Origin of the sequence: Aeromonas sp. 19NY04SH05-1, assembly GCF_040581895.1 — a bacterium.
GTDB classification, from domain to species: Bacteria; Pseudomonadota; Gammaproteobacteria; order Enterobacterales; family Aeromonadaceae; genus Aeromonas; species Aeromonas enteropelogenes.
In genome coordinates this window covers 4582200-4602500 of the sequence record NZ_CP095328.1, presented here as the reverse complement: position 1 = coordinate 4602500, position 20301 = coordinate 4582200, and the positions used below count along the sequence as shown (strand labels likewise).

The window sequence follows — 20301 nt, the reverse complement described above, 5'->3', positions numbered from 1 at the left end:
CAACCTTGATGTGAAATCGAGTAGGGCGGGACACGTGACATCCTGTCTGAATATGGGGGGACCATCCTCCAAGGCTAAATACTCCTGACTGACCGATAGTGAACCAGTACCGTGAGGGAAAGGCGAAAAGAACCCCTGTGAGGGGAGTGAAATAGAACCTGAAACCGTGTACGTACAAGCAGTGGGAGCCCTTCGGGGTGACTGCGTACCTTTTGTATAATGGGTCAGCGACTTACATTTTGTAGCGAGGTTAACCGTATAGGGGAGCCGTAGGGAAACCGAGTCTTAACTGGGCGTCTAGTTGCAAGGTGTAGACCCGAAACCGGGTGATCTAGCCATGGGCAGGTTGAAGGTTGAGTAACATCAACTGGAGGACCGAACCCACTAACGTTGCAAAGTTAGGGGATGACCTGTGGCTGGGGGTGAAAGGCCAATCAAACTCGGAGATAGCTGGTTCTCCCCGAAAGCTATTTAGGTAGCGCCTCGGACGAATACTACTGGGGGTAGAGCACTGTTTGGGCTAGGGGGTCATCCCGACTTACCAACCCCATGCAAACTCCGAATACCAGTAAGTAATATCCGGGAGACACACGGCGGGTGCTAACGTCCGTCGTGAAGAGGGAAACAACCCAGACCGCCGGCTAAGGTCCCAAAGTTCTGGTTAAGTGGGAAACGATGTGGGAAGGCTCAGACAGCTAGGATGTTGGCTTAGAAGCAGCCATCATTTAAAGAAAGCGTAATAGCTCACTAGTCGAGTCGGCCTGCGCGGAAGATGTAACGGGGCTCAAACCAGGCACCGAAGCCGCGGATTCACGCTAAGCGTGAGTGGTAGGGGAGCGTTCTGTAAGTCTGCGAAGGTGTGTCGAGAGGCATGCTGGAGATATCAGAAGTGCGAATGCTGACGTAAGTAACGATAAAGGGGGTGAAAAGCCTCCTCGCCGGAAGACCAAGGGTTCCTGTCCAACGTTAATCGGGGCAGGGTGAGTCGACCCCTAAGGCGAGGCCGAAAGGCGTAGTCGATGGGAAGCAGGTTAATATTCCTGCACGACTTGTAATTGCGATGGGGGGACGGAGAAGGCTAGGTGGGCCAGGCGACGGTTGTCCTGGTGAAAGTGCGTAGGCGGTACCTTTAGGTAAATCCGGAGGTGCAACGCTGAGACACGAGACGAACGCACTACGGTGCGGAAGCCATTGATGCCCTGCTTCCAGGAAAAGCCTCTAAGCTTCAGATTACAAGTCATCGTACCCCAAACCGACACAGGTGGTCGGGTAGAGAATACCAAGGCGCTTGAGAGAACTCGGGTGAAGGAACTAGGCAAAATAGTACCGTAACTTCGGGAGAAGGTACGCTCTTGTTGGTGAAGTCCCTTGCGGATGGAGCTGACGGGAGTCGCAGTGACCAGATGGCTGGGACTGTTTATCAAAAACACAGCACTCTGCAAACACGAAAGTGGACGTATAGGGTGTGACACCTGCCCGGTGCCGGAAGGTTAATTGATGGGGTTAGCGCAAGCGAAGCTCTTGATCGAAGCCCCGGTAAACGGCGGCCGTAACTATAACGGTCCTAAGGTAGCGAAATTCCTTGTCGGGTAAGTTCCGACCTGCACGAATGGTGTAACCATGGCCATGCTGTCTCCACCCGAGACTCAGTGAAATCGAATTCGCCGTGAAGATGCGGTGTACCCGCGGCTAGACGGAAAGACCCCGTGAACCTTTACTACAGCTTGGCACTGAACATTGAACCTACATGTGTAGGATAGGTGGGAGGCTTTGAAGGCGTGACGCCAGTTGCGCTGGAGCCGTCCTTGAAATACCACCCTTGTATGTTTGATGTTCTAACGCAGGCCCCTGAATCGGGGTCGCGGACAGTGCCTGGTGGGTAGTTTGACTGGGGCGGTCTCCTCCCAAAGAGTAACGGAGGAGCACGAAGGTTGGCTAATCCTGGTCGGACATCAGGAGGTTAGTGCAATGGCATAAGCCAGCTTAACTGCGAGACGGACAGGTCGAGCAGGTACGAAAGTAGGTCATAGTGATCCGGTGGTTCTGAATGGAAGGGCCATCGCTCAACGGATAAAAGGTACTCCGGGGATAACAGGCTGATACCGCCCAAGAGTTCATATCGACGGCGGTGTTTGGCACCTCGATGTCGGCTCATCACATCCTGGGGCTGAAGTCGGTCCCAAGGGTATGGCTGTTCGCCATTTAAAGTGGTACGCGAGCTGGGTTCAGAACGTCGTGAGACAGTTCGGTCCCTATCTGCCGTGGGCGTTGGATGATTGAAGGGAGTTGCTCCTAGTACGAGAGGACCGGAGTGAACGAACCTCTGGTGTTCGGGTTGTCACGCCAGTGGCACTGCCCGGTAGCTAAGTTCGGAATCGATAACCGCTGAAAGCATCTAAGCGGGAAGCGAGCCCTGAGATGAGTCATCCCTGACCCCTTGAGGGTCCTAAAGGGCCGTTGGAGACCACAACGTTGATAGGCGGGGTGTGTAAGTGCAGCGATGCATTGAGCTAACCCGTACTAATTACCCGTGAGGCTTAACCATACAACACCCAAGAAGTGTTCTGGGCCTTGTAGCGAATGAACGAACTACGAATTCAGTGATAGCGACTAGCCATGAGCAACATCGTTATTCACGTCAGCTTTCTGGATTAAGAATTTGCCTGGCGGCCATAGCGCCGTGGAACCACCTGAACCCATGCCGAACTCAGAAGTGAAACGCGGTAGCGCCGATGGTAGTGTGGCATTCGCCATGCGAGAGTAGGACACTGCCAGGCACCCAATTTTAGATTACGCGGTGAGCGTGGTCTTTACCGGTTAGTGTGCTGATATGGCTCAGTCGGTAGAGCGCATCCTTGGTAAGGATGAGGTCCCCAGTTCGATTCTGGGTATCAGCACCATTAAATAGAAAGCCTCCCTGAAAAGGGAGGCTTTTTTTCGTTCTGCATTTCTCTGTGATCTCGTTACCCTTCAACTCCTGCCTGATCTCGGGCATCCTCATTTCTGCTGTTTATTTGGCTGTTATTGATGGTTTAATCCAGATAATTGTCCGTTGTTGATTGACGGGAAACGTTTTACATGTAGAATCCGCCGCGTTTTGCCTATTACGTGGAGAGAAAGCATGGCGCAGGATAATGAATATTGTTTGGGAGCCGTTCCTGCCAAGGGGCGCAAGGGTGTGCTGTCGCTGATGCTGGTGATGCTGGGTCTGACCTTCTTCTCTGCCAGCATGTGGACTGGTGGGGCGCTGGGTACCGGTCTGGTATTTGACGACTTCATCAAGGCCGTGCTGCTGGGCAATTTGCTGCTGGGGGTCTATACCGCCTGTCTGGGCTATATCGGTGCCTCGACCGGCCTTTCTACTCATCTGTTGGCGCGTTACTCCTTCGGCGTCAAAGGCTCCTGGCTGCCTTCGCTGCTGTTGGGCGGTACCCAGGTAGGTTGGTTTGGTGTCGGGGTGGCGATGTTTGCCCTACCGGTACAGAAGGCCACGGGGATCGACGTGAACTGGTTGATCGCCATCTCGGGCATCTTGATGACGGTCACCGTCTACTTCGGTATTTCTGCCTTGATGGTGCTGAGCTTTGTCGCCGTACCGGCCATCGCGTTGCTCGGTGGTTACTCCGTCTGGCTGGCTGTCACTTCCGCCGGTGGTATGGAAGCCCTGCAGCAAGTTCAGCCATCCAATCCCATCGAGTTCACCACGGCGCTGACCATGGTGGTCGGTTCCTTTATCAGTGCAGGAACCCTGACCGCTGATTTTGTCCGCTTTGGTCGCAAACCCTGGGGCGCCGTCATGATTACCATGGTGGCGTTTTTTTTGGGCAACACATTGATGTTCGTCTTTGGGGCTGCCGGCGCGGCTGTGACCGGTCAAGCCGATATCTCTGAAGTGATGCTGATGCAGGGGCTGTTGATCCCCGCCATCCTGGTGCTTGGCCTCAATATCTGGACCACCAACGACAATGCCCTCTATGCTTCCGGCCTCGGTTTTGCCAACATCACGGGTCTCAAGAGCAAGCCGCTCAGCGTGATCAATGGCCTGGTCGGTACTGCCTGTGCGCTCTGGCTGTACAACAACTTCGTCGGTTGGCTGGCTTTTCTGAGTACGGCGATCCCGCCCATCGGTGGCATCATCATCATGGATTTCCTGCTCAATCGTGAACGTTATCGTCAATTTGCCGACCAGCAATTCGAAGCCATTCGCTGGCAGGCGCTGGTTGCCACCGCCGTCGGAGTAGCCGTCGGCAAGTGGCTGCCAGGCATAGTGCCCCTCAACGCGGTGCTGGGCGCCGCCTTCACCTATTTCATTCTGGTTCGGCTCACGCCGCGACCGATTCTGGTACAGGAAGCAGACAAATGCTGATTCAACATATTCGCCTCGTCGACCGGGAAGGTTTTTGGCAGATCCGCAGCCAGGATGGCGTCATCACCGCTATCGAACCCCATGATGAACATGCGGTGGCAGGCCATGTACTGGACGGGGAGGGTGGTCTGGTGATCGCCCCTTTCATCGAGCCTCACATTCACCTCGATACCACCCAGACCGCCGGTGAGCCGAGCTGGAACCTCTCCGGCACCCTGTTCGAGGGGATCGAGCGCTGGGCCGAGCGCAAGGCGCTGCTTACCCATGAAGATGTAAAACAACGCGCAATCCAGACGCTGAAGTGGCAGATCGCCAATGGCATCCAGTTTGTCCGTACCCACGTCGATGTCTCCGATCCCAACCTGGTCGCCCTAAAGGCGATGCTGGAAGTGCGAGAGGAGATGAAGGAGTGGGTCGAGCTTCAGATCGTGGCCTTCCCCCAGGAGGGGATCCTCTCCTATCCCAATGGCAAGGCCTTGCTCGAGGAGGCGCTCAAGCTCGGAGCCGACGTGATCGGTGCCATTCCCCATTTTGAATTTACTAGGGAATATGGCGTCGAAAGTCTGCATTACATCTTCGATCTGGCCGAGAAGTATCAGGTTCTGGTGGATGTGCACTGTGACGAGATCGACGATGAACAGTCCCGCTTCATCGAGACCCTGGCGACCCTGGCCTACGAGCGCGGCATTGGCCATCGAGTGACTGCCAGCCATACCACGGCGATGCACTCCTACAATGGCGCCTATGCTTCCCGCCTGTTCCGGCTGCTCAAGATGGCGGGTATCAACTTCGTCGCCAACCCCTTGGTGAACATTCACCTGCAGGGGCGGTTCGATACCTATCCCAAGCGCCGTGGCATCACCCGGGTGAAGGAGATGCTGGAGGCGAACATCAATGTCTGCTTCGGCCACGATGATGTGTTCGATCCCTGGTACCCCATGGGCACGGCCAACATGTTGCAGGTGCTGCACATGGGGCTGCATGTCTGCCAGATCATGGGTTATGAGCAGATCAACGAGGGGCTGAAGCTGATTGGCAGCCACAGCGCCCGTACCCTGAATGTGCAGGATCGCTACGGGATTGAGGTGGGCAAGCCAGCCAACCTGCTGATCCTGCCCTCAGAAAACGGCTTCGAGGCGGTGCGCCGCCAGGTGCCGGTGCGTTACTCCGTTCGCCACGGCAAGGTGATCGCCCAAACTCGGCCAGCGCAGACGGAAATCCTGCTCGGTCAGCCGGAACCGGTTGATTTTCGGCGATAAGTTTTCAATCAACCGGTTGGGCGATTAGTTCCCCCTCTGGGCACAATGGCCGGCATTGCGCATAATGTCGGCCTGAGCCTGAAGGAGTAACGCCATGCAAACCTGGTTATATGTTGCTGCGGGGGGGGCCATCGGTGCCTCCCTTCGTTTTGGGATTGCCGAATTGATGGCCCTGTTGCTGGGGCGCCATTTTCCCTACGGCACCCTTCTGGTCAACGTGATCGGCTCCTTCATCATGGGGGTGGCCTATGCCCTCATCAGCCATAGTCATGTCGTCGAGCACCCGATGAAACCGCTATTGATGGTCGGGATCCTGGGAGCCCTGACGACCTTCTCCTCCTTCGCACTCGATACCGTTGTGCTGGCTCAGCATGGCGCCTATCTCAAGGCACTGCTCAACATAGTGCTCAACCTGAGCCTCTGTCTGGCCATGGTGGTGCTGGGCATGCAGTTGGTGGCGAGCCGGGTTTAAGGTGTCCGCACGCCATTGGCTCTGGTAAACTGGCGACCATTCTTTGCTCTATGGGTGTTTAGAGGATGTCAGAACAAGCAACGACAACGCATTTTGGCTTTAAAACCGTGGCTGCAACCGAGAAAGAAACTCTGGTGGCAGGCGTCTTCCATTCGGTGGCGGCCAAGTATGATCTGATGAACGATCTGATGTCGTTCGGCATCCACCGCCTGTGGAAGCGCTTCACCATCGACTGCTCCGGGGTTCGCAAGGGCCAGAAGGTGCTGGATCTGGCCGGGGGCACTGGCGATTTGACAGCCAAGTTCTCCCGCATCGTCGGCGAGACTGGCCAGGTGGTGCTGGCGGATATCAACGATTCCATGCTCAAGGTGGGCCGCGACAAGCTGCGCAACCTGGGGGTGGCGAACAACGTCTCCTACGTGCAGGCCAACGCCGAGGCGCTGCCCTTCCCGGACAATCACTTCGACGTCATCACCATAGGTTTCGGCCTGCGCAACGTGACCAACAAGGACAAGGCGCTGGCCTCCATGTTCCGGGTACTGAAGCCGGGCGGACGCCTGTTGGTATTGGAATTCTCCAAGCCGGTGAGTGACGTGATCGCCAAGATGTACGATCTCTACTCCTTCAAATTGCTGCCGAAAATGGGCGAAATCGTCGCGAATGACAGCGAAAGCTACAAGTATCTGGCGGAGTCCATCCGCATGCACCCGGACCAGCAGACTCTGGCCGGCATGATGGAAGAGGCCGGCTTCGAGCAGGTCGAGTTCTACAACCTGACTCAGGGCGTCGTTGCCCTGCACCGCGGTTACAAGTTTTAAGGTTGCCTATGCCGATGGATGCCATGGTCACCGCGGTGATCGAAACCAGCCTCAACCGGCTGCTGGAACTGGACAAACAGAGCCCGGAGCGGCTGCGCAAGCTGACCGGCAAGGTGCTCAAGCTGGAGCTGCGTGAACTCAAGCCGCTCTGGTTTGTCTTCTCCGATCGTCGGCTGGACGTGCTGGCCCGCTATGAGGGGGAGGCCGATGCGGTGCTCAGCCTGTCGCTGACGGCGCTCGGCCTGCTGAAAGACCCGTCCTCCCTGACCCGCTACATCCGCGAGGAGAAGCTGGATCTGAGCGGCGATCCCCAACTGGTTCAGGCGTTCAGCGTGCTGCTTGGGGAGCTCGACATCGACTGGGAAGAGGAACTCTCTCGCTATACCGGTGACGTGATGGCTCACACTCTGCTGCGGGGTGCTCGTCAGGCCAGGAGCCTGGTGGGCCGTGAGCTGTGCCGCTCCCAGCGTCAGCTGGCAGAATACCTGACCGAAGAGATCCGCCTCGCACCGGGTCCGCTGGAAGTGGCGAGCTTCAACGACGATGTCGAGGTGCTGGCCCAGCAACTCAAGGCCATTGAACTGCGCCTGGCCCGTTTCGAACAGCAGGTGACCTGATGACCCCGAAGGAGTTCAAACGCCTCTATCGCATCGTCACCATACTGCTGGAGCAGGGCATCGACAAACTGGTGCCCGCCCGCTATCAACCCTGGCCCGGTCGTCTGGCCCGGCGCAGCCTGTTCTGGCTGAAGAACAAGCAACCCGATCTCAGCCGTGGTGCCCGCATCCGGCTCGCCTTCGAGGCGCTCGGTCCCATCTTCATCAAGTTCGGCCAGATGCTCTCGACCCGGCGCGATCTGTTGCCGCCGGATATCGCCGAAGAGCTGGCGCTGCTGCAGGACAGGGTACCCCCCTTCTGCGGCCAGGCCGCCCGTCAGCAGATAGAGCGCAGTCTGGGCTGCGCCATCGAGACTCTGTTCGACGAATTCGACGAGACGCCGCTGGCGTCCGCCTCCATCGCCCAGGTGCATACCGCACGGTTGAAGGAGAATGGCCGCGAGATCGTCATCAAGGTGATCCGCCCCGACATCGAACACGTCATCGAGGCCGACCTGCGCCTGATGCAGGCGCTGGCCCGTCTGGTGGCCCGCTTTGTGCCCCAGAGCGCACGGCTGCGTCCCATCGAGGTGGTGGAGGAGTATCGCAAGACCATACTCGACGAGCTCAACCTGATGCGCGAGGCGGCCAACGCCATCCAGCTGCGCCGCAACTTCACCGGCTCCGAAGCACTCTATGTGCCCGAGGTGTTCACCGATCACTGCCGCGAGCAGGTATTGGTGATGGAGCGCATCTACGGCATCGCGGTGTCCGACATCGCAGCGCTGGAGGCCAACGGCACCAACATGAAGCTGCTGGCCGAGCGCGGAGTGGAGGTCTTCTTCACCCAGGTGTTCCGCGATAGCTTCTTCCACGCCGACATGCACCCGGGCAACATCTTCGTTTCCTTTGATCACCCGGAGAATCCGCTCTGGATCGGTATCGACTGCGGCATCGTCGGGACCCTCAACCGGGAAGACAAGCGCTACCTGGCGGAGAACTTCCTCGCCTTCTTCAACCGCGACTATCGCCGGGTGGCCGAGCTGCACGTGGAGTCCGGCTGGGTACCGGCCGACACCAAGGTGGACGAGTTCGAATTCGCCATCCGCACCGTGCTGGAGCCCATCTTCGAGAAGCCGCTGTCCGAGATCTCGTTCGGTCACGTGCTGCTCAACCTGTTCAACACGGCGCGCCGTTTCCACATGACGGTGCAGCCGCAGCTGGTGCTGCTGCAGAAGACCCTGCTCTATGTGGAAGGGTTGGGTCGTCAGCTCTATCCCCAGCTGGATCTGTGGCAGACCGCCAAACCCTATCTGGAAAACTGGATGCACCAGCAGGTGGGGCCGAAGGCGGTATTGAATGCGATTCGCGAGAAGGCGCCCTTCTGGGCCGAGAAGCTGCCCGAGTTGCCGGAGCTGGTCTACGAGACCCTGCGCCAGACTCGCCATCAGCAGCTGCATTTCGACCAGATGTTTGCCGAGTTCCGCCGTCACAGCCGGCGGCAGGGGCAGGCTCGCTACCTCTTAGGGGTGGGAGCCAGCCTGCTATTGGCGGGTGTATTCTTGCTGACCCAAAAACAACATATTGAGTGGGGACAAATCAGTCTCGCCGGCGCCGGGTTATGCTGGTTGCTCGGCTGGCTGCGCGCCCGCTCCCATTAAACAAAAAGTGCGCCGAATGGCGCCAATTCTGGAGAAATATCATGGGTGGTATCAGTATTTGGCAATTGTTGATCATCGCTGTCATCGTCGTGCTGCTGTTCGGTACCAAGAAACTGCGCGGGATTGGTGGTGACCTGGGGGCGGCGGTCAAGGGCTTCAAGAAGGCGCTCTCCGATGAGCCGGCCGACGCCAAACCCGAGCAGAAAGATGCCGATTTTCCCCCGAAACAGCTGAACGAAACGGCTGCCCAGAGCAGCGAGCCCGCCAAGCAGAAAGATAAAGATCAGGCCTAAGCCATGTTCGATATCGGTTTTTGGGAGCTGATCGTCATCGGCGTGGTGGCGCTGCTGGTGCTGGGGCCCGAGCGGCTGCCGGTTGCCATCCGTACCGCCACCCACTGGATCCGGCTCATTCGTTCGACCGCCAATTCGGTCAAGTCCGAGCTGGAGCAGGAGCTCAAGTTGCAAGAGCTGCACAACGACCTGAAAAAGGCCGAGAAGCTGCAGATGAGCAATCTGAGCCCAGAGCTGCAAGAGTCCATCGAACAGCTCAAGTCGGCGGCCCAGTCCGTAAACCGGCCCTATCAGGTGGAAAACGAGATCCGGCCGACCCAGGCTGACCCGGCTGCTTCCGTCGAGCCCGCCCCTGCGACAGCTGCGGCGGTGCCGCCGGTCGATAGCCAGCAGCAGGCTCCGGCCGCCAGCGAGCAGGCCGGCAAAGACAAAGAGGAGGTGAAGCCATGACCCAGGCCGAGCAACCCCTCATCAGCCATCTGGTGGAGCTGAGAACGCGCCTGCTGCGTTCCGTTGCCGCCATCCTGCTGGTGTTTGTCGCGCTGATCTACTTCTCCAACGACATCTACGACTTCATCGCCCAACCGCTGCTCAGCCAGTTGCCGGAGGGCACCAGCATGATAGCGACGGATGTGGCGACCCCCTTCATCACACCGATCAAGCTGACCCTGGTGGTCTCCTTCTTCGTGGCGATCCCCTATCTGCTCTATCAGGCCTGGGCCTTCATCGCCCCCGGTCTGTACCAGCACGAGCGGCGACTCATCATGCCGCTGGTTGCCTCCAGTGCCGTGCTGTTTTATGCGGGGATGGCATTCGCCTACTACGTGGTGTTCCCGCTGGTGTTCGGTTTCTTCACCAGTACCGCCCCCACCGGGGTGACGGTGGCGACCGACATCGCCAGCTATCTGGACTTCGTACTGACCCTGTTCTTCGCGTTCGGGGTGGCGTTCGAAATTCCGGTGGCCACCATACTGCTGTGCTGGACCGGCGTGACCACGCCCAAGAGCCTGAAGGAGAAGCGCCCCTACGTCGTTGTCGGGGTGTTCGTGGTCGGCATGCTGTTGACACCGCCCGATGTGTTCTCCCAGACCTTGCTGGCGATCCCCATGTGGGCGCTGTGGGAACTGGGCCTCTTCTTCGCCCGCTTCTATGTGAAGAAAGAGGATGAAGAACAGCAGGAACAGACTGAGGAGGGGAGCTGAGGCTCCCTTCCTCTTTTCATGCTTCCATTCGAGGCGTATGGTGATGCCCCATCGAGTAGATGGTTTTCAAATACCTGATATGCCACCTCTTTACCCGGAACGCTTCGCATCATGATCGATATTGGTCTCAACCTCACCAGCAGCCAGTTTGCCGGTGAGCAGCCAGAACTGGTGGCTCGTGCCCGCGCCGCCGGCGTGGAAGCGCTGATCCTGACCGGCACCGATCTGGCTGGCAGCCGGGAGAGCGCCAAACTGGCTGCCCAATGGCCCGGCTACTGCTTCTCTACCGCCGGGGTGCATCCCCACGATGCGAAAAGTGTCGATGAACTGACATTGCCCGCCCTGCGCGAGCTGGCGGCCCTGTCACAGGTGGTGGCCATCGGCGAGTGCGGTCTCGACTACAACCGGGATTTCTCCCCCCGTCCGGTGCAAGATGCAGTATTTGACGCCCAGCTGGCGTTGGCCGCCGAACTCGGGATGCCGGTGTTCCTGCACTGCCGCGATGCCCACACCCGTTTCATCGAGATCCTGCGTCCCTGGCTGCCCCGCTTGCCTGGGGCCGTGCTGCACTGTTTCACCGGCTCCGATGAGGAGCTGGACGAGAGTCTGGCGCTGGGGCTGCATATCGGGGTGACCGGCTGGCTCTGCGACGAGCGCCGCGGCCAGCTGCTGCGTGAGCAGGTAGCCCGCATTCCGGCTGGCCGCCTGATGATAGAGACTGACGCCCCCTATCTGGTGCCGCGGGATTTGAAACCCAGACCGAAACGCAACGAACCCGCTTTTTTGCCGCACATCGCCCAGGTGGTGGCGGCCTGCCGTGGTGAAGCGCCCGAGGCCTTGCTGGCCCATACCCGGGCCACCTCCGCCGCATTTTTCCAACTTCCTGTTTTGGAGTGATTCATGGCTACAACTCTTCCTGGCACCTTTCCGGGCCGCCGCCTGCGCCGGGTGCGCAAACATGATTTCAGCCGTCGTCTGGTGTGCGAGAACGTACTGACGACCAACGATCTCATCTACCCCGTGTTCGTGCTGGAGGGGGAGAAGCGCCGTGAGGCCGTGCCCTCCATGCCGGGGGTGGAGCGTCTCTCCATCGATCTGCTGCTGGAGGAAGCGGCCGAGCTGGTGGAACTCGGGGTACCTGCCATCGCCCTGTTCCCGGTGACCCCGCTGGAGAGCAAGAGCCTGATGGCGGAAGAGGCCTACAACCCGAATGGCCTGGCCCAGCGCACCGTGCGTGCCCTCAAGGCCAGCTTCCCGGAGTTGGGTGTCATCACCGACGTGGCGCTCGATCCCTTCACCACCCACGGTCAGGACGGCATCATTGATGACGAAGGCTATGTGCTGAACGACATCACCACCGAGATCCTGATCAAGCAGGCGCTCTCCCACGCCGAGGCGGGGGCCGATGTGGTGGCGCCGTCCGACATGATGGATGGCCGTATCGGTGCCATCCGCGCCGCGCTGGAAGAGAACGGCTTCATCAACACCCAGATCATGGCTTACTCCGCCAAGTACGCCTCCCACTACTACGGCCCGTTCCGCGATGCAGTCGGTTCCGCCGGCAACCTCGGCAAGAGCAACAAGGCCACCTACCAGATGGACCCGGCCAACGGCAACGAGGCCCTGCATGAGGTGGCGCTGGATCTGCAGGAAGGGGCGGACATGGTGATGGTCAAGCCGGGGATGCCCTATCTGGACGTGGTGCGCCAGGTGAAGGATCAGTTCGGCGTGCCGACCTTCGCCTATCAGGTGAGCGGTGAATACGCCATGCACATGGCGGCGATCCAGAATGGCTGGCTCAAGGAGAAGGAGTGCATCCTGGAGTCCCTGCTCTGCTTCAAGCGCGCCGGGGCCGACGGCATCCTCACCTACTTCGCCAAACGGGTGGCGCAGTGGCTGCAGGAAGATGCCCGGGCCTGATGGCTCAATATCTTTCAGTGCAGACAATGCCGGCCCTGGAGCCGGCATTGTTGTCTCTGGCGGCCAATCTGGTCGTTTTGTGTACATGTTTTGGCCAAAAGTGGGCAACCGGCCCCGCTCTCGGCGGCAAAGGCTTGATTAATGGGGTTTCTGCCTACATCTTAGGTAGTCCAAGCAAGCTTCTGGACGGCAGGGGCTGTAGAGAATTTAGAGGTATCGCCGGATGACTAACCCTTTGCTGACAATGGACTCGCTGCCCCCTTTCAGCCAGATCCAGCCCGAACAGGTGCAACCTGCGGTGACGCAGGCGATTGCCGACTGCAAACAGAAGATCGCTGATGTGCTGGCCAAACAGGAGCCCCGTACCTGGGACAGCCTGATCGCCCCGCTGGAAGAGGTCAATGACCGTCTGGCGCGGATCTGGTCGCCGGTCAGCCACCTCAACTCGGTACTCAACAGCGAAGCGCTGCGCGCGGCTCACGACGCCTGCCTGCCGCTGCTCTCCGAATTCCAGACCTATGTCGGTCAGCACGAAGGGCTCTATCAGGCCTATCGCGAGCTGGCCGAGAGCGACGATTTCCCGCGCCTGGACGATGCCCAGCGCAAGGAGATCCAGAACACCCTGCGCGACTTCCGTCTGTCCGGTATCGGACTGCCCGCCGAGGCGCAGCAGCGCTACGGCGAAATCCAGGCCCGCCTCTCCGAGCTGGCCTCCCGCTTCAGCAACAACGTGCTGGATGCGACCCAAGGCTGGCACAAGCTGGTGGCTGACGAGGCCGAGCTAGCAGGCCTGCCGGAGAGCGTGCTGGCGGCCGCTCGCCAGATGGCCGAGCTGAAAGGCAAGCAGGGCTGGTTGTTTACCCTGGATATCCCCTCCTACCTGCCGGTGATGATGTATGCCGACAACCGCGAACTGCGCGCCGAGATGTACGAGGCCTTCACCACCCGCGCCTCGGATCAGGGTCCGAATGCCGGCAAGTGGGACAACTCTGCCATCATGACCGAGCTGCTCGCCCTGCGCCGCGAGCTGGCCCAGCTGCTGGGATTTGCCAACTACGCAGAGCTCTCCCTGGCGACCAAGATGGCGGACAAGACGGAGCAGGTGGTGAACTTCCTCACTGATCTGGCCCGGTGCTCCCTGCCGCAGGGCAAGGCGGAGCTGGAGGAGATCCGTGCCTTCGCCGCCGAGCAGCATGGTCAGAGCGAACTGGCCGCCTGGGATCTCGCCTACTACGCCGAGAAGCTCAAGCAGCACAAGTTCTCCATCTCCGATGAGCAACTGCGCCCCTACTTCCCGGCCAGCAAGGTGGTGAAGGGGTTGTTTGAGGTGGTGAAACGGGTATTCGGCATGAAGGTGCGCGAGCGCCTCGGTATCGATACCTGGCATCCGGATGTGCGCTTCTATGACATCTTCGATGCCGATGACGAGCTGCGTGGCAGCTTCTACCTCGACCTCTATGCCCGCGAGCACAAGCAGGGCGGTGCATGGATGGATGTCTGCCTGGGCCGCCGCTACCGTCGCGATGGCTCGCTGCAAAAACCGGTGGCTTACCTGACCTGCAACTTCAACGGCCCGGTGGATGGCAAACCGGCCCTGTTCACCCACAACGAAGTGGTCACCCTGTTCCACGAGTTCGGTCACGGTATTCACCACATGCTGACCCAGGTCGATGTGGCCGGGGTGGCCGGCATCAACGGCGTGGCCTGGGATGCGGTGGAGTTGCCGAGCCAGTTCCTCGAGAACTGGTGCTGGGAGTCCGAGGCGCTGGCCTTTATATCCGGCCACTACGAGACCGGCGAGCCACTGCCTGCCGATCTGCTGGAGAAGATGATGGCGGCCCGCAACTTCCAGGCGGCAATGCAGATGCTGCGCCAGCTGGAATTCGCCCTGTTCGATTTCCGCCTGCATCAGGAGTTTGACCCGGCCAAACCGGATCAGATCCCGGCCCTGCTGGACGAAGTACGTAGCCAGGTTGCCGTGATGACGCCGCCGGCGTTCAACCGCTTCCAGCACAGCTTCTCCCACATCTTCGCGGGCGGTTATGCGGCGGGTTACTACAGCTACAAGTGGGCCGAGGTGCTCTCCGCCGATGCCTTCTCCCGTTTCGAGGAGGAGGGGATTTTCAACCCGGTCACCGGCCAGTCCTTCCTCAGACACATTCTGGAGAAAGGCGGTTCAAAAGAGCCCATGGAGTTGTTCAAGGCCTTCCGTGGCCGCGAGCCCAGAGTGGATGCCCTGCTGCGCCATAGCGGGATTGCCGCGTGACACCCGCAGGTGCGAGCTTCAAGCAGATACACTTTTGCGGCTAATTTGCGGCATAGTGAGATCGCCGCGTGATTTTTGAGATAAAAAGGGACCTGATGGTCCCTTTTCTCAATGCTTTTTAATATCTTGCTGACTGCATATTTGCACTTTCGGCGCCTCTTAAAGTAGAGTCGTCTCTAAACTTTCAAGGGGGCAATGCCACTTGCCATGAGGCGAGCACTCGATTCTGTCTATCAAATCATCTCCAGTCTGGCTCATTCGAGTGGTCGGGAATATTTTGATACCTTCGTGAGTGAAATCGCCTCGGCCCTGATGGCCGATGTCGTCCTGATCGCCAGTTGGGAGGCCTCATCTGGCCAACTTAGGGGACATGCCGCCTACCCGGCTTCGCTCGATCCCGCCTCTCTGGATTTGCCGCTGACCGCCACCCCGGAAGCCATCACCTGGCAGGAGGGTGAAGCCTGGTTCAGTGACCGTTTGCTGCAACTGTTTCCCCATACCCCGCTGGCACAGGAGTGGCAGGCACAGGCTTATGCCGGCATTGCGCTCAAAAATGCCGAGGGACAGACCATAGGCCTCTGCAGCCTCCTCTATCGTCACCCTCAGGACAACATGGCCAAGGTGATGGGACTGCTCAGGCTGCTGGCGCCGCTGGCGGGCCGTGAACTGGCACTGATGCTGCCACAAAAGGCGTCTCCAACCCTGTTTCCCGAGACGCCCCACGAGCTGCAGAACATGCTGAGCCAGGCGCCGGTCGGGATCGGCAAGCTGGATCTCGGCGGCCGCATTCTCTGGGTCAACCCGGCCATCGAACAGATGCTGGGTTACCCCCTTGATGAGCTGCTCCAGTACTCCATCTCCGACATCAATCACCCGGAAGACTGGCTGCGCAGCACCGAGCATTACGAGCAGATCTACCGTGGTGAGCGCAACAGCTTCACCCAGGAGAAGCGCTATCGCTGCAAGGGGGGGGAGGTCCTGTGGGGACGGGTGACCGTTACCCTGATCCGTGATGCCGAGCAGCGGCCGGACTACCTGATGGTGCTGCTGGAGAATATCGATCCTCTGCGCCGCCATGCCGAGCAGCTCAAGCTCTCCCACCGGGTCTATGACAACCTCTCCGAGGCGATCCTGGTGTGCGATGCCGACAGCCGCATCATCTCGGTCAACCCGGCGTTCGAGCAGATCACCGGCTACAGCAGCGAGGAGGTGTGTGGTCAGCGCCCCAGCATGCTCAAGTCCGGGCTACACGATCAGGCCTTCTATGCCGATATGTACCACGCGCTGGAGCGGGCCGGTGTCTGGCGTGGCGAGGTGTGGAACAAGCGCAAGAATGGCAAGCTCTATCCCCAGCAGCTGATGATCAGCACCCTGAGGGAAGAGGGCAAAATCCAGCAATATATCGCTATTTTCAGCGATCTTTCCCAGACCAAGCTGGCCGAGCAGAAGATCGCGACCCAGGCCAACTACGACAACCTTACCAGCCTGCCCAACCGCTGGCTGTTTGGCCGTTGTCTCGCCCGCTTCTGCGAGCGGGGTGAGCGCTTCGCCCTTATGGTGCTGGATCTCAACAACTTCAAGGCGGTCAACAACAGCATGGATCACCATGCCGGTGACGCCCTGCTGCGCGAGGTGTCGGATCGCCTGGTGAGCAGGGTGCGCACCGAGGATCTGGTGGCGCGTATCGGTGGCGACGAGTTTGCCTTTCTGGTGCCCGGCATCGTTACCCGCCGCCAGGCCGAGGTATTTGCCAAGCAGGTGATCGGCAGCTTTGCCCGCCCCTTCATGCTGGCCAACCAGCACCTCTATGTGACGGCCACCATCGGCATGACCCTCTGCCCCAGCGATGGCGGTGAGAGCGACGAGCTGCTGCGCAATGCGGAGCAGGCCCTGTTTGCTGCCAAGCGGCAGGGGCGGCTGATAGGCACCTACTGCGCTTCAATGCGCGAAGAGGTGCGCCAGCGCCACCAGATGCAGCAGGATCTGGCGGAGGCCATCAAGCAGGAGCAGCTAACTATGGCCTACCAGCCCATCTGGGACAACCGCAGCGGACGGGTGGCCAAGCTGGAGGCTCTGGTGCGCTGGTATCACCCGCACTGGGGGCAGGTCTCTCCCGCCGAATTCATCCCGCTGGCGGAAGAGGCCGGCCTGATCCAGAGTCTGGGAGCCCTGGTGCTGTGGCAGTCGTGCCGGGATCTGGCGCGCCTGCAGCAATCCGGTTTTCCGGAGCTGCAGATGTCGATCAATCGTTCCACCATGGAGTTCCAGACCATAGATCCGGAGGCGAGCGAATGGCTCAAGGTGATCCATCATTTCGGGCTCAATCCTGCCGACATCGTCATCGAAATCACCGAATCCCTGCTGATGGAGAGCAGCGATCAGCACAGGGTGAGGATCGAGGCGCTGCGCGAGGCGGGGTGCAAGCTGGCCATCGATGATTTCGGAACCGGCTATTCGGCGCTCAACTATCTGCGCACCTTCCCGGTGGATCTGGTCAAGATAGATCGCTCCTTCGTGCGTCACATTCCGTTCAACGAGCAGGATCGCATGCTGCTCGACGGCATCATCAACATAGTGCACAACCTCGGTATGCAGGTTGTGATCGAGGGGGTGGAGACCCGCGAGCAGCTCAACTTCCTCTGTCAGAAGGGGTGTGCCTTCACCCAGGGCTATCTGCTTAGCCGCCCGCTGACGTTCGATGACCTGACCGATTATCTCGATCTCAACCGCCAGGGAATGAACCTCTCCATCGTGAGGTGATCCGGCGCTTCTGCTATCATGGCCGCTTCCGTGCGTGTCATGAGTCTGTTCCCAATGCCCCATATTCAGGTTTTCAGTGAAGTGCCCGCCCGCGACGGCGAGCTCGATGCCCTGCGCCAGCGCCTCGCCGACGTGGAGTTTCCGGCCCCCTTTGCGCTGGTGCTGACCGAACAGCGATTGGAGCTGCGCAAGCTGGATGAACCCAAGCTGGGCGCCGTCTATGTGGATTTCGTCGAAGGGGCGGTCGCCCATCGCCGCAAGTTCGGTGGTGGCCGCGGCCAGTCCATCGCCAAGGCGGTGGGGCTCAAGGCGGGGGCGACCCCAACCGTGGTGGATGCCACCGCCGGGCTGGGACGCGATGCCTTCGTGCTCGCTTCCCTCGGCTGCCGGGTGACCATGATAGAGCGCAGCCCGGTCGTCGCGGCCCTGCTGCAGGATGGTTTGACGCGGGCGGCGCAGGATCCCGAGATAGGCCCCTGGGTGAGCGAGCGGATGCAGTTGTTGCAAGGGCCTGCCGTGGACACCCTGCTGGCGCTGACGGAGCGGCCCGAGGTGGTTTACCTCGACCCCATGTTCCCCCACAAGCAGAAGTCGGCGCTGGTGAAAAAGGAGATGCGGGTGTTCCAGTCGCTGGTGGGGCCGGATCTCGACGCCGATGCCCTGTTGCCAGCGGCGCTCAAGATGGCCGACAAGCGGGTGGTGGTGAAGCGCCCCGACTACGCGGGCTGGCTCAACGAACACAAGCCCAGCATGGCCATCGAGACCAAGAGCAACCGCTTCGATGTCTATGTGCTGGCAGCCATGACGGCGGCTTGATCAACTGTCTGGGTGAATCAAATAGAGAGGAGGGCCAACCAGGTTGTCCCTCCTTTTTGTTGGCCGCTATCCGGCGCTCAAGGTTTGGGAGTTATCAAGATTCGGGAGTGAAACGGATCTGTTTTTGCTCGCCCTGCCATAGCAGGTCGAGGGTGGCCAGCTCGGCCAGACAGAGTCGCTCCCCACTCTCCAGCAACAGGTACTCGACGCCGTCCCTGGCCTCTATGGTACGGATCCTGTCTGCCCACTGACGCCCGTCCCGGCAGGTCAGCGTCACCGGCAATTGCCAGCTGGCGGCGATCTCGAGCCAGTCGTAGAGGTCGCAACTGATGGGTTGGTAGTCGGTCATGGTCTGCTCCTTGATGGGAGAGGGGCTCAGGCTTCCTGCAGGCGGGTGGGCCAGCCCATCTTCTGCTGGCGCTCTACCTCGAGGCGCAGCTCGCTGGCGCGCAGATAATGCTCTTCCAGCCAACCCTTGGGCAGAGTCAGGGTCAGGGCATCCTCTTCGGCTTCAAGGGTGAAGTGGGGCACAGTGCCCTGGGTGCGGCGCATGCAGAGGATCAGGGCGATGCGCAGGATGCGGGCCAGCCGGATCGCCTGGCGGGCGGTGACGGCCCCCTGCTTCTCCAGTGGCTCCAGCTTGAACTCGTCCCGCTGGTTGAACAGCAGGGCCGATAACAGCTTCTTTTGCGCAGGAGTGAAGCCCGGCATGTCGATGTTGTCGATGATGTAGGCGGCGTGCTGGGGTGCCTTCTTGTACTCGATGCACAAACCGATCTCGTGCAGCAGGGCCGCATAGCGCAGGATCGGCCGACCATAGCGCTTGGAGAGGCGCCAGGCCGGTTGCAGCTGGGTGAACGCCTCGATGGCGGTATCGCGCACCCGCTCTGCGTGCTCCTTGTCCAGCTGGTAGCGGTTGATCAGGCTGTCTGCGGTGCGATCCCGTGCGTCACAGTCGTGATTGTTGCCGAGCAGGCCGTAGATCAAGCCTTCGCGCAGGGCGCCGCCGGCCAGTGTCATGCTCTCGACGCCGAGGGTTTCGAAGATGGCGATCAGGATGGCGAGGCCGGAGGGGAACACGGTCAGCCGTTCGGCCGCCAACCCTTCCAGCCGCAGCTGATCCAGCCGGCCGCAGGCGATGGCCTGTGCCATCAGCTCCTGCAGTTTAGGCAGGGTGACCCGTTCACTCTTGCCCTGGGCCATCATGATCTCCTGCAGCGCCTGGACAGTGCCGGAGGCGCCGACGCATGTACGCCAGCCGAGAGTGCGATATTCGTCAGCCACTCTCTCCAGCACCGTTTTGGCGGCTGCGATGGCCTGGTTGAAGCGGGTTTCGGAGAGCTCGCCGTCACCGAAGTGGTTGTTGAGCCAGGTGACGCAGCCCATGTGCAGGCTGTTGAGCAGTTTCGCCTCGCTGTGCTCGCCGATCACCAGCTCGGTGCTGGCGCCGCCGATGTCGATCACCAGCCGGTTGCCTTCCCCCGCCGAGGTCCAGGAGACCCCCTCATAGATGGTCTTGGCCTCTTCCTCACCCGAGATGATCTCGATGTTGTGGTTGAGTACCCGTTCCGCTTCGCTAAGGAATTCATCGACGTTGGTGGCCAGACGCAGGGTGGCGGTACCCACTACCCGGATGTTGTCGGCCGGAATGTCTTGCAGCTGTTCGGCAAACAGGCGCAGACAGTCCCAGCCCCGCTCCATGGCGGCACGGCTGAGACGAAATTCGGCATCGAGTCCGGCGGCGAGGCGTACCTTGCGTTTGACCTTGGTGACGGTGCGCAGAGCGCCAGCGACCTCGCGCACCACCAGCATGTGAAAGCTGTTGGAGCCGAGGTCGATGGCCGCATAGAGAGGCGAGTTGTGCAACTGGGC

General features: G+C 60.0%; 16 protein-coding genes, 1 tRNA gene and 2 rRNA genes (1 of these 19 cut by a window edge). 17 read left to right on the top strand and 2 right to left on the bottom strand.

The genetic code is table 11. From position 1 onward, the window contains the following. From MRK42_RS21310 to MRK42_RS21230, 17 genes are all read left to right on the top strand, one after another. A 23S ribosomal RNA gene (locus MRK42_RS21310) occupies positions 1–2545 on the top strand; it begins 344 nt to the left of the window's first position. A 117-nt stretch (positions 2546–2662) separates the two neighbouring features. After that, positions 2663–2777: ribosomal RNA gene (rrf, locus tag MRK42_RS21305) — 5S ribosomal RNA — on the top strand. Positions 2778–2824: 47 nt separating this feature from the next. Beyond that, positions 2825–2900: transfer RNA gene (locus MRK42_RS21300), tRNA-Thr, on the top strand. A gap of 221 nt (positions 2901–3121) precedes the next feature. Continuing rightward, positions 3122–4366 (top strand): cytosine permease, encoded by a 1245-nt coding sequence (gene codB / locus MRK42_RS21295; protein WP_225633720.1) that lies wholly within the window; start codon positions 3122–3124, stop codon positions 4364–4366. Further along, on the top strand, positions 4360–5625 hold the full coding sequence (locus tag MRK42_RS21290; RefSeq protein ID WP_354688674.1) for a cytosine deaminase: 1266 nt from the start codon (positions 4360–4362) through the stop codon (positions 5623–5625). Before codB ends, MRK42_RS21290 begins: the two co-directional genes overlap by 7 nt. A 94-nt stretch (positions 5626–5719) precedes the next feature. Beyond that, entirely contained in the window at positions 5720–6097 is a 378-nt protein-coding gene (gene crcB, locus MRK42_RS21285; RefSeq protein ID WP_026456303.1) for a fluoride efflux transporter CrcB, read from the top strand. Positions 6098–6162: 65 nt separating this feature from the next. Beyond that, positions 6163–6915 carry a bifunctional demethylmenaquinone methyltransferase/2-methoxy-6-polyprenyl-1,4-benzoquinol methylase UbiE gene (gene ubiE / locus MRK42_RS21280; protein ID WP_026456304.1) on the top strand — a complete coding sequence of 251 codons (753 nt, stop codon included), beginning with the start codon at positions 6163–6165 and terminating at the stop codon, positions 6913–6915. Between the two features lie 8 nt (positions 6916–6923). Next, positions 6924–7532, top strand: coding sequence for an SCP2 sterol-binding domain-containing protein (locus MRK42_RS21275; RefSeq protein WP_354688673.1), 609 nt, complete (start codon positions 6924–6926; stop codon positions 7530–7532). Continuing rightward, positions 7532–9172, top strand: a complete 1641-nt coding sequence (gene ubiB / locus MRK42_RS21270) for a ubiquinone biosynthesis regulatory protein kinase UbiB (protein WP_354688672.1) — start codon at positions 7532–7534, stop codon at positions 9170–9172. Before MRK42_RS21275 ends, ubiB begins: the two co-directional genes overlap by 1 nt. Before the next feature lie 41 nt (positions 9173–9213). Then, positions 9214–9465, top strand: coding sequence for a Sec-independent protein translocase subunit TatA (gene tatA, locus MRK42_RS21265; RefSeq protein WP_026456307.1), 252 nt, complete (start codon positions 9214–9216; stop codon positions 9463–9465). 3 nt (positions 9466–9468) lie between these two features. Continuing rightward, entirely contained in the window at positions 9469–9915 is a 447-nt protein-coding gene (gene tatB / locus MRK42_RS21260) for a Sec-independent protein translocase protein TatB (protein ID WP_042071377.1), read from the top strand. Next, positions 9912–10667 carry a twin-arginine translocase subunit TatC gene (tatC, locus tag MRK42_RS21255; RefSeq protein WP_042026836.1) on the top strand — a complete coding sequence of 252 codons (756 nt, stop codon included), beginning with the start codon at positions 9912–9914 and terminating at the stop codon, positions 10665–10667. Before tatB ends, tatC begins: the two co-directional genes overlap by 4 nt. Positions 10668–10778: 111 nt before the next feature. Then, positions 10779–11564: a TatD family hydrolase gene (locus MRK42_RS21250; RefSeq protein WP_354688671.1), complete on the top strand. Its 786-nt coding sequence runs from the start codon at positions 10779–10781 to the stop codon at positions 11562–11564. A gap of 3 nt (positions 11565–11567) precedes the next feature. Further along, positions 11568–12587: a porphobilinogen synthase gene (hemB, locus tag MRK42_RS21245; protein WP_354688670.1), complete on the top strand. Its 1020-nt coding sequence runs from the start codon at positions 11568–11570 to the stop codon at positions 12585–12587. A 223-nt stretch (positions 12588–12810) separates the two neighbouring features. Next, complete coding sequence (gene prlC, locus MRK42_RS21240; RefSeq protein ID WP_042071381.1) at positions 12811–14853, top strand: oligopeptidase A; 2043 nt, start codon at positions 12811–12813, stop codon at positions 14851–14853. 207 nt (positions 14854–15060) lie between these two features. Continuing rightward, a complete protein-coding gene (locus MRK42_RS21235) occupies positions 15061–17613 on the top strand; it encodes an EAL domain-containing protein (RefSeq protein WP_354689071.1) in 2553 nt (850 codons plus the stop codon). Positions 17614–17676: 63 nt separating this feature from the next. Then, a complete protein-coding gene (locus MRK42_RS21230) occupies positions 17677–18429 on the top strand; it encodes a class I SAM-dependent methyltransferase (RefSeq protein ID WP_201983251.1) in 753 nt (250 codons plus the stop codon). 94 nt (positions 18430–18523) lie between these two features. Here the strand turns inward: MRK42_RS21230 and MRK42_RS21225 are convergent, their stop codons facing one another. Then, positions 18524–18778 (bottom strand): Rho-binding antiterminator, encoded by a 255-nt coding sequence (locus MRK42_RS21225; RefSeq protein WP_061476985.1) that lies wholly within the window; start codon positions 18776–18778, stop codon positions 18524–18526. A 26-nt stretch (positions 18779–18804) separates the two neighbouring features. Beyond that, complete coding sequence (gene gppA / locus MRK42_RS21220; RefSeq protein WP_354688669.1) at positions 18805–20295, bottom strand: guanosine-5'-triphosphate,3'-diphosphate diphosphatase; 1491 nt, start codon at positions 20293–20295, stop codon at positions 18805–18807. Positions 20296–20301 lie beyond the last annotated feature (6 nt).

Bases quoted from the DNA above. Each gene is read 5' to 3' on its own strand.
- codB (WP_225633720.1), top strand. From the start codon at position 3,122: ATGGCGCAGGATAATGAATATTGTTTGGGAGCCGTTCCTGCCAAGGGG.
- MRK42_RS21290 (WP_354688674.1), top strand. From the start codon at position 4,360: ATGCTGATTCAACATATTCGCCTCGTCGACCGGGAAGGTTTTTGGCAG.
- crcB (WP_026456303.1), top strand. From the start codon at position 5,720: ATGCAAACCTGGTTATATGTTGCTGCGGGGGGGGCCATCGGTGCCTCC.
- ubiE (WP_026456304.1), top strand. From the start codon at position 6,163: ATGTCAGAACAAGCAACGACAACGCATTTTGGCTTTAAAACCGTGGCT.
- MRK42_RS21275 (WP_354688673.1), top strand. From the start codon at position 6,924: ATGCCGATGGATGCCATGGTCACCGCGGTGATCGAAACCAGCCTCAAC.
- ubiB (WP_354688672.1), top strand. From the start codon at position 7,532: ATGACCCCGAAGGAGTTCAAACGCCTCTATCGCATCGTCACCATACTG.
- tatA (WP_026456307.1), top strand. From the start codon at position 9,214: ATGGGTGGTATCAGTATTTGGCAATTGTTGATCATCGCTGTCATCGTC.
- tatB (WP_042071377.1), top strand. From the start codon at position 9,469: ATGTTCGATATCGGTTTTTGGGAGCTGATCGTCATCGGCGTGGTGGCG.
- tatC (WP_042026836.1), top strand. From the start codon at position 9,912: ATGACCCAGGCCGAGCAACCCCTCATCAGCCATCTGGTGGAGCTGAGA.
- MRK42_RS21250 (WP_354688671.1), top strand. From the start codon at position 10,779: ATGATCGATATTGGTCTCAACCTCACCAGCAGCCAGTTTGCCGGTGAG.
- hemB (WP_354688670.1), top strand. From the start codon at position 11,568: ATGGCTACAACTCTTCCTGGCACCTTTCCGGGCCGCCGCCTGCGCCGG.
- prlC (WP_042071381.1), top strand. From the start codon at position 12,811: ATGACTAACCCTTTGCTGACAATGGACTCGCTGCCCCCTTTCAGCCAG.
- MRK42_RS21235 (WP_354689071.1), top strand. From the start codon at position 15,061: ATGAGGCGAGCACTCGATTCTGTCTATCAAATCATCTCCAGTCTGGCT.
- MRK42_RS21225 (WP_061476985.1), bottom strand. From the start codon at position 18,778: ATGACCGACTACCAACCCATCAGTTGCGACCTCTACGACTGGCTCGAG.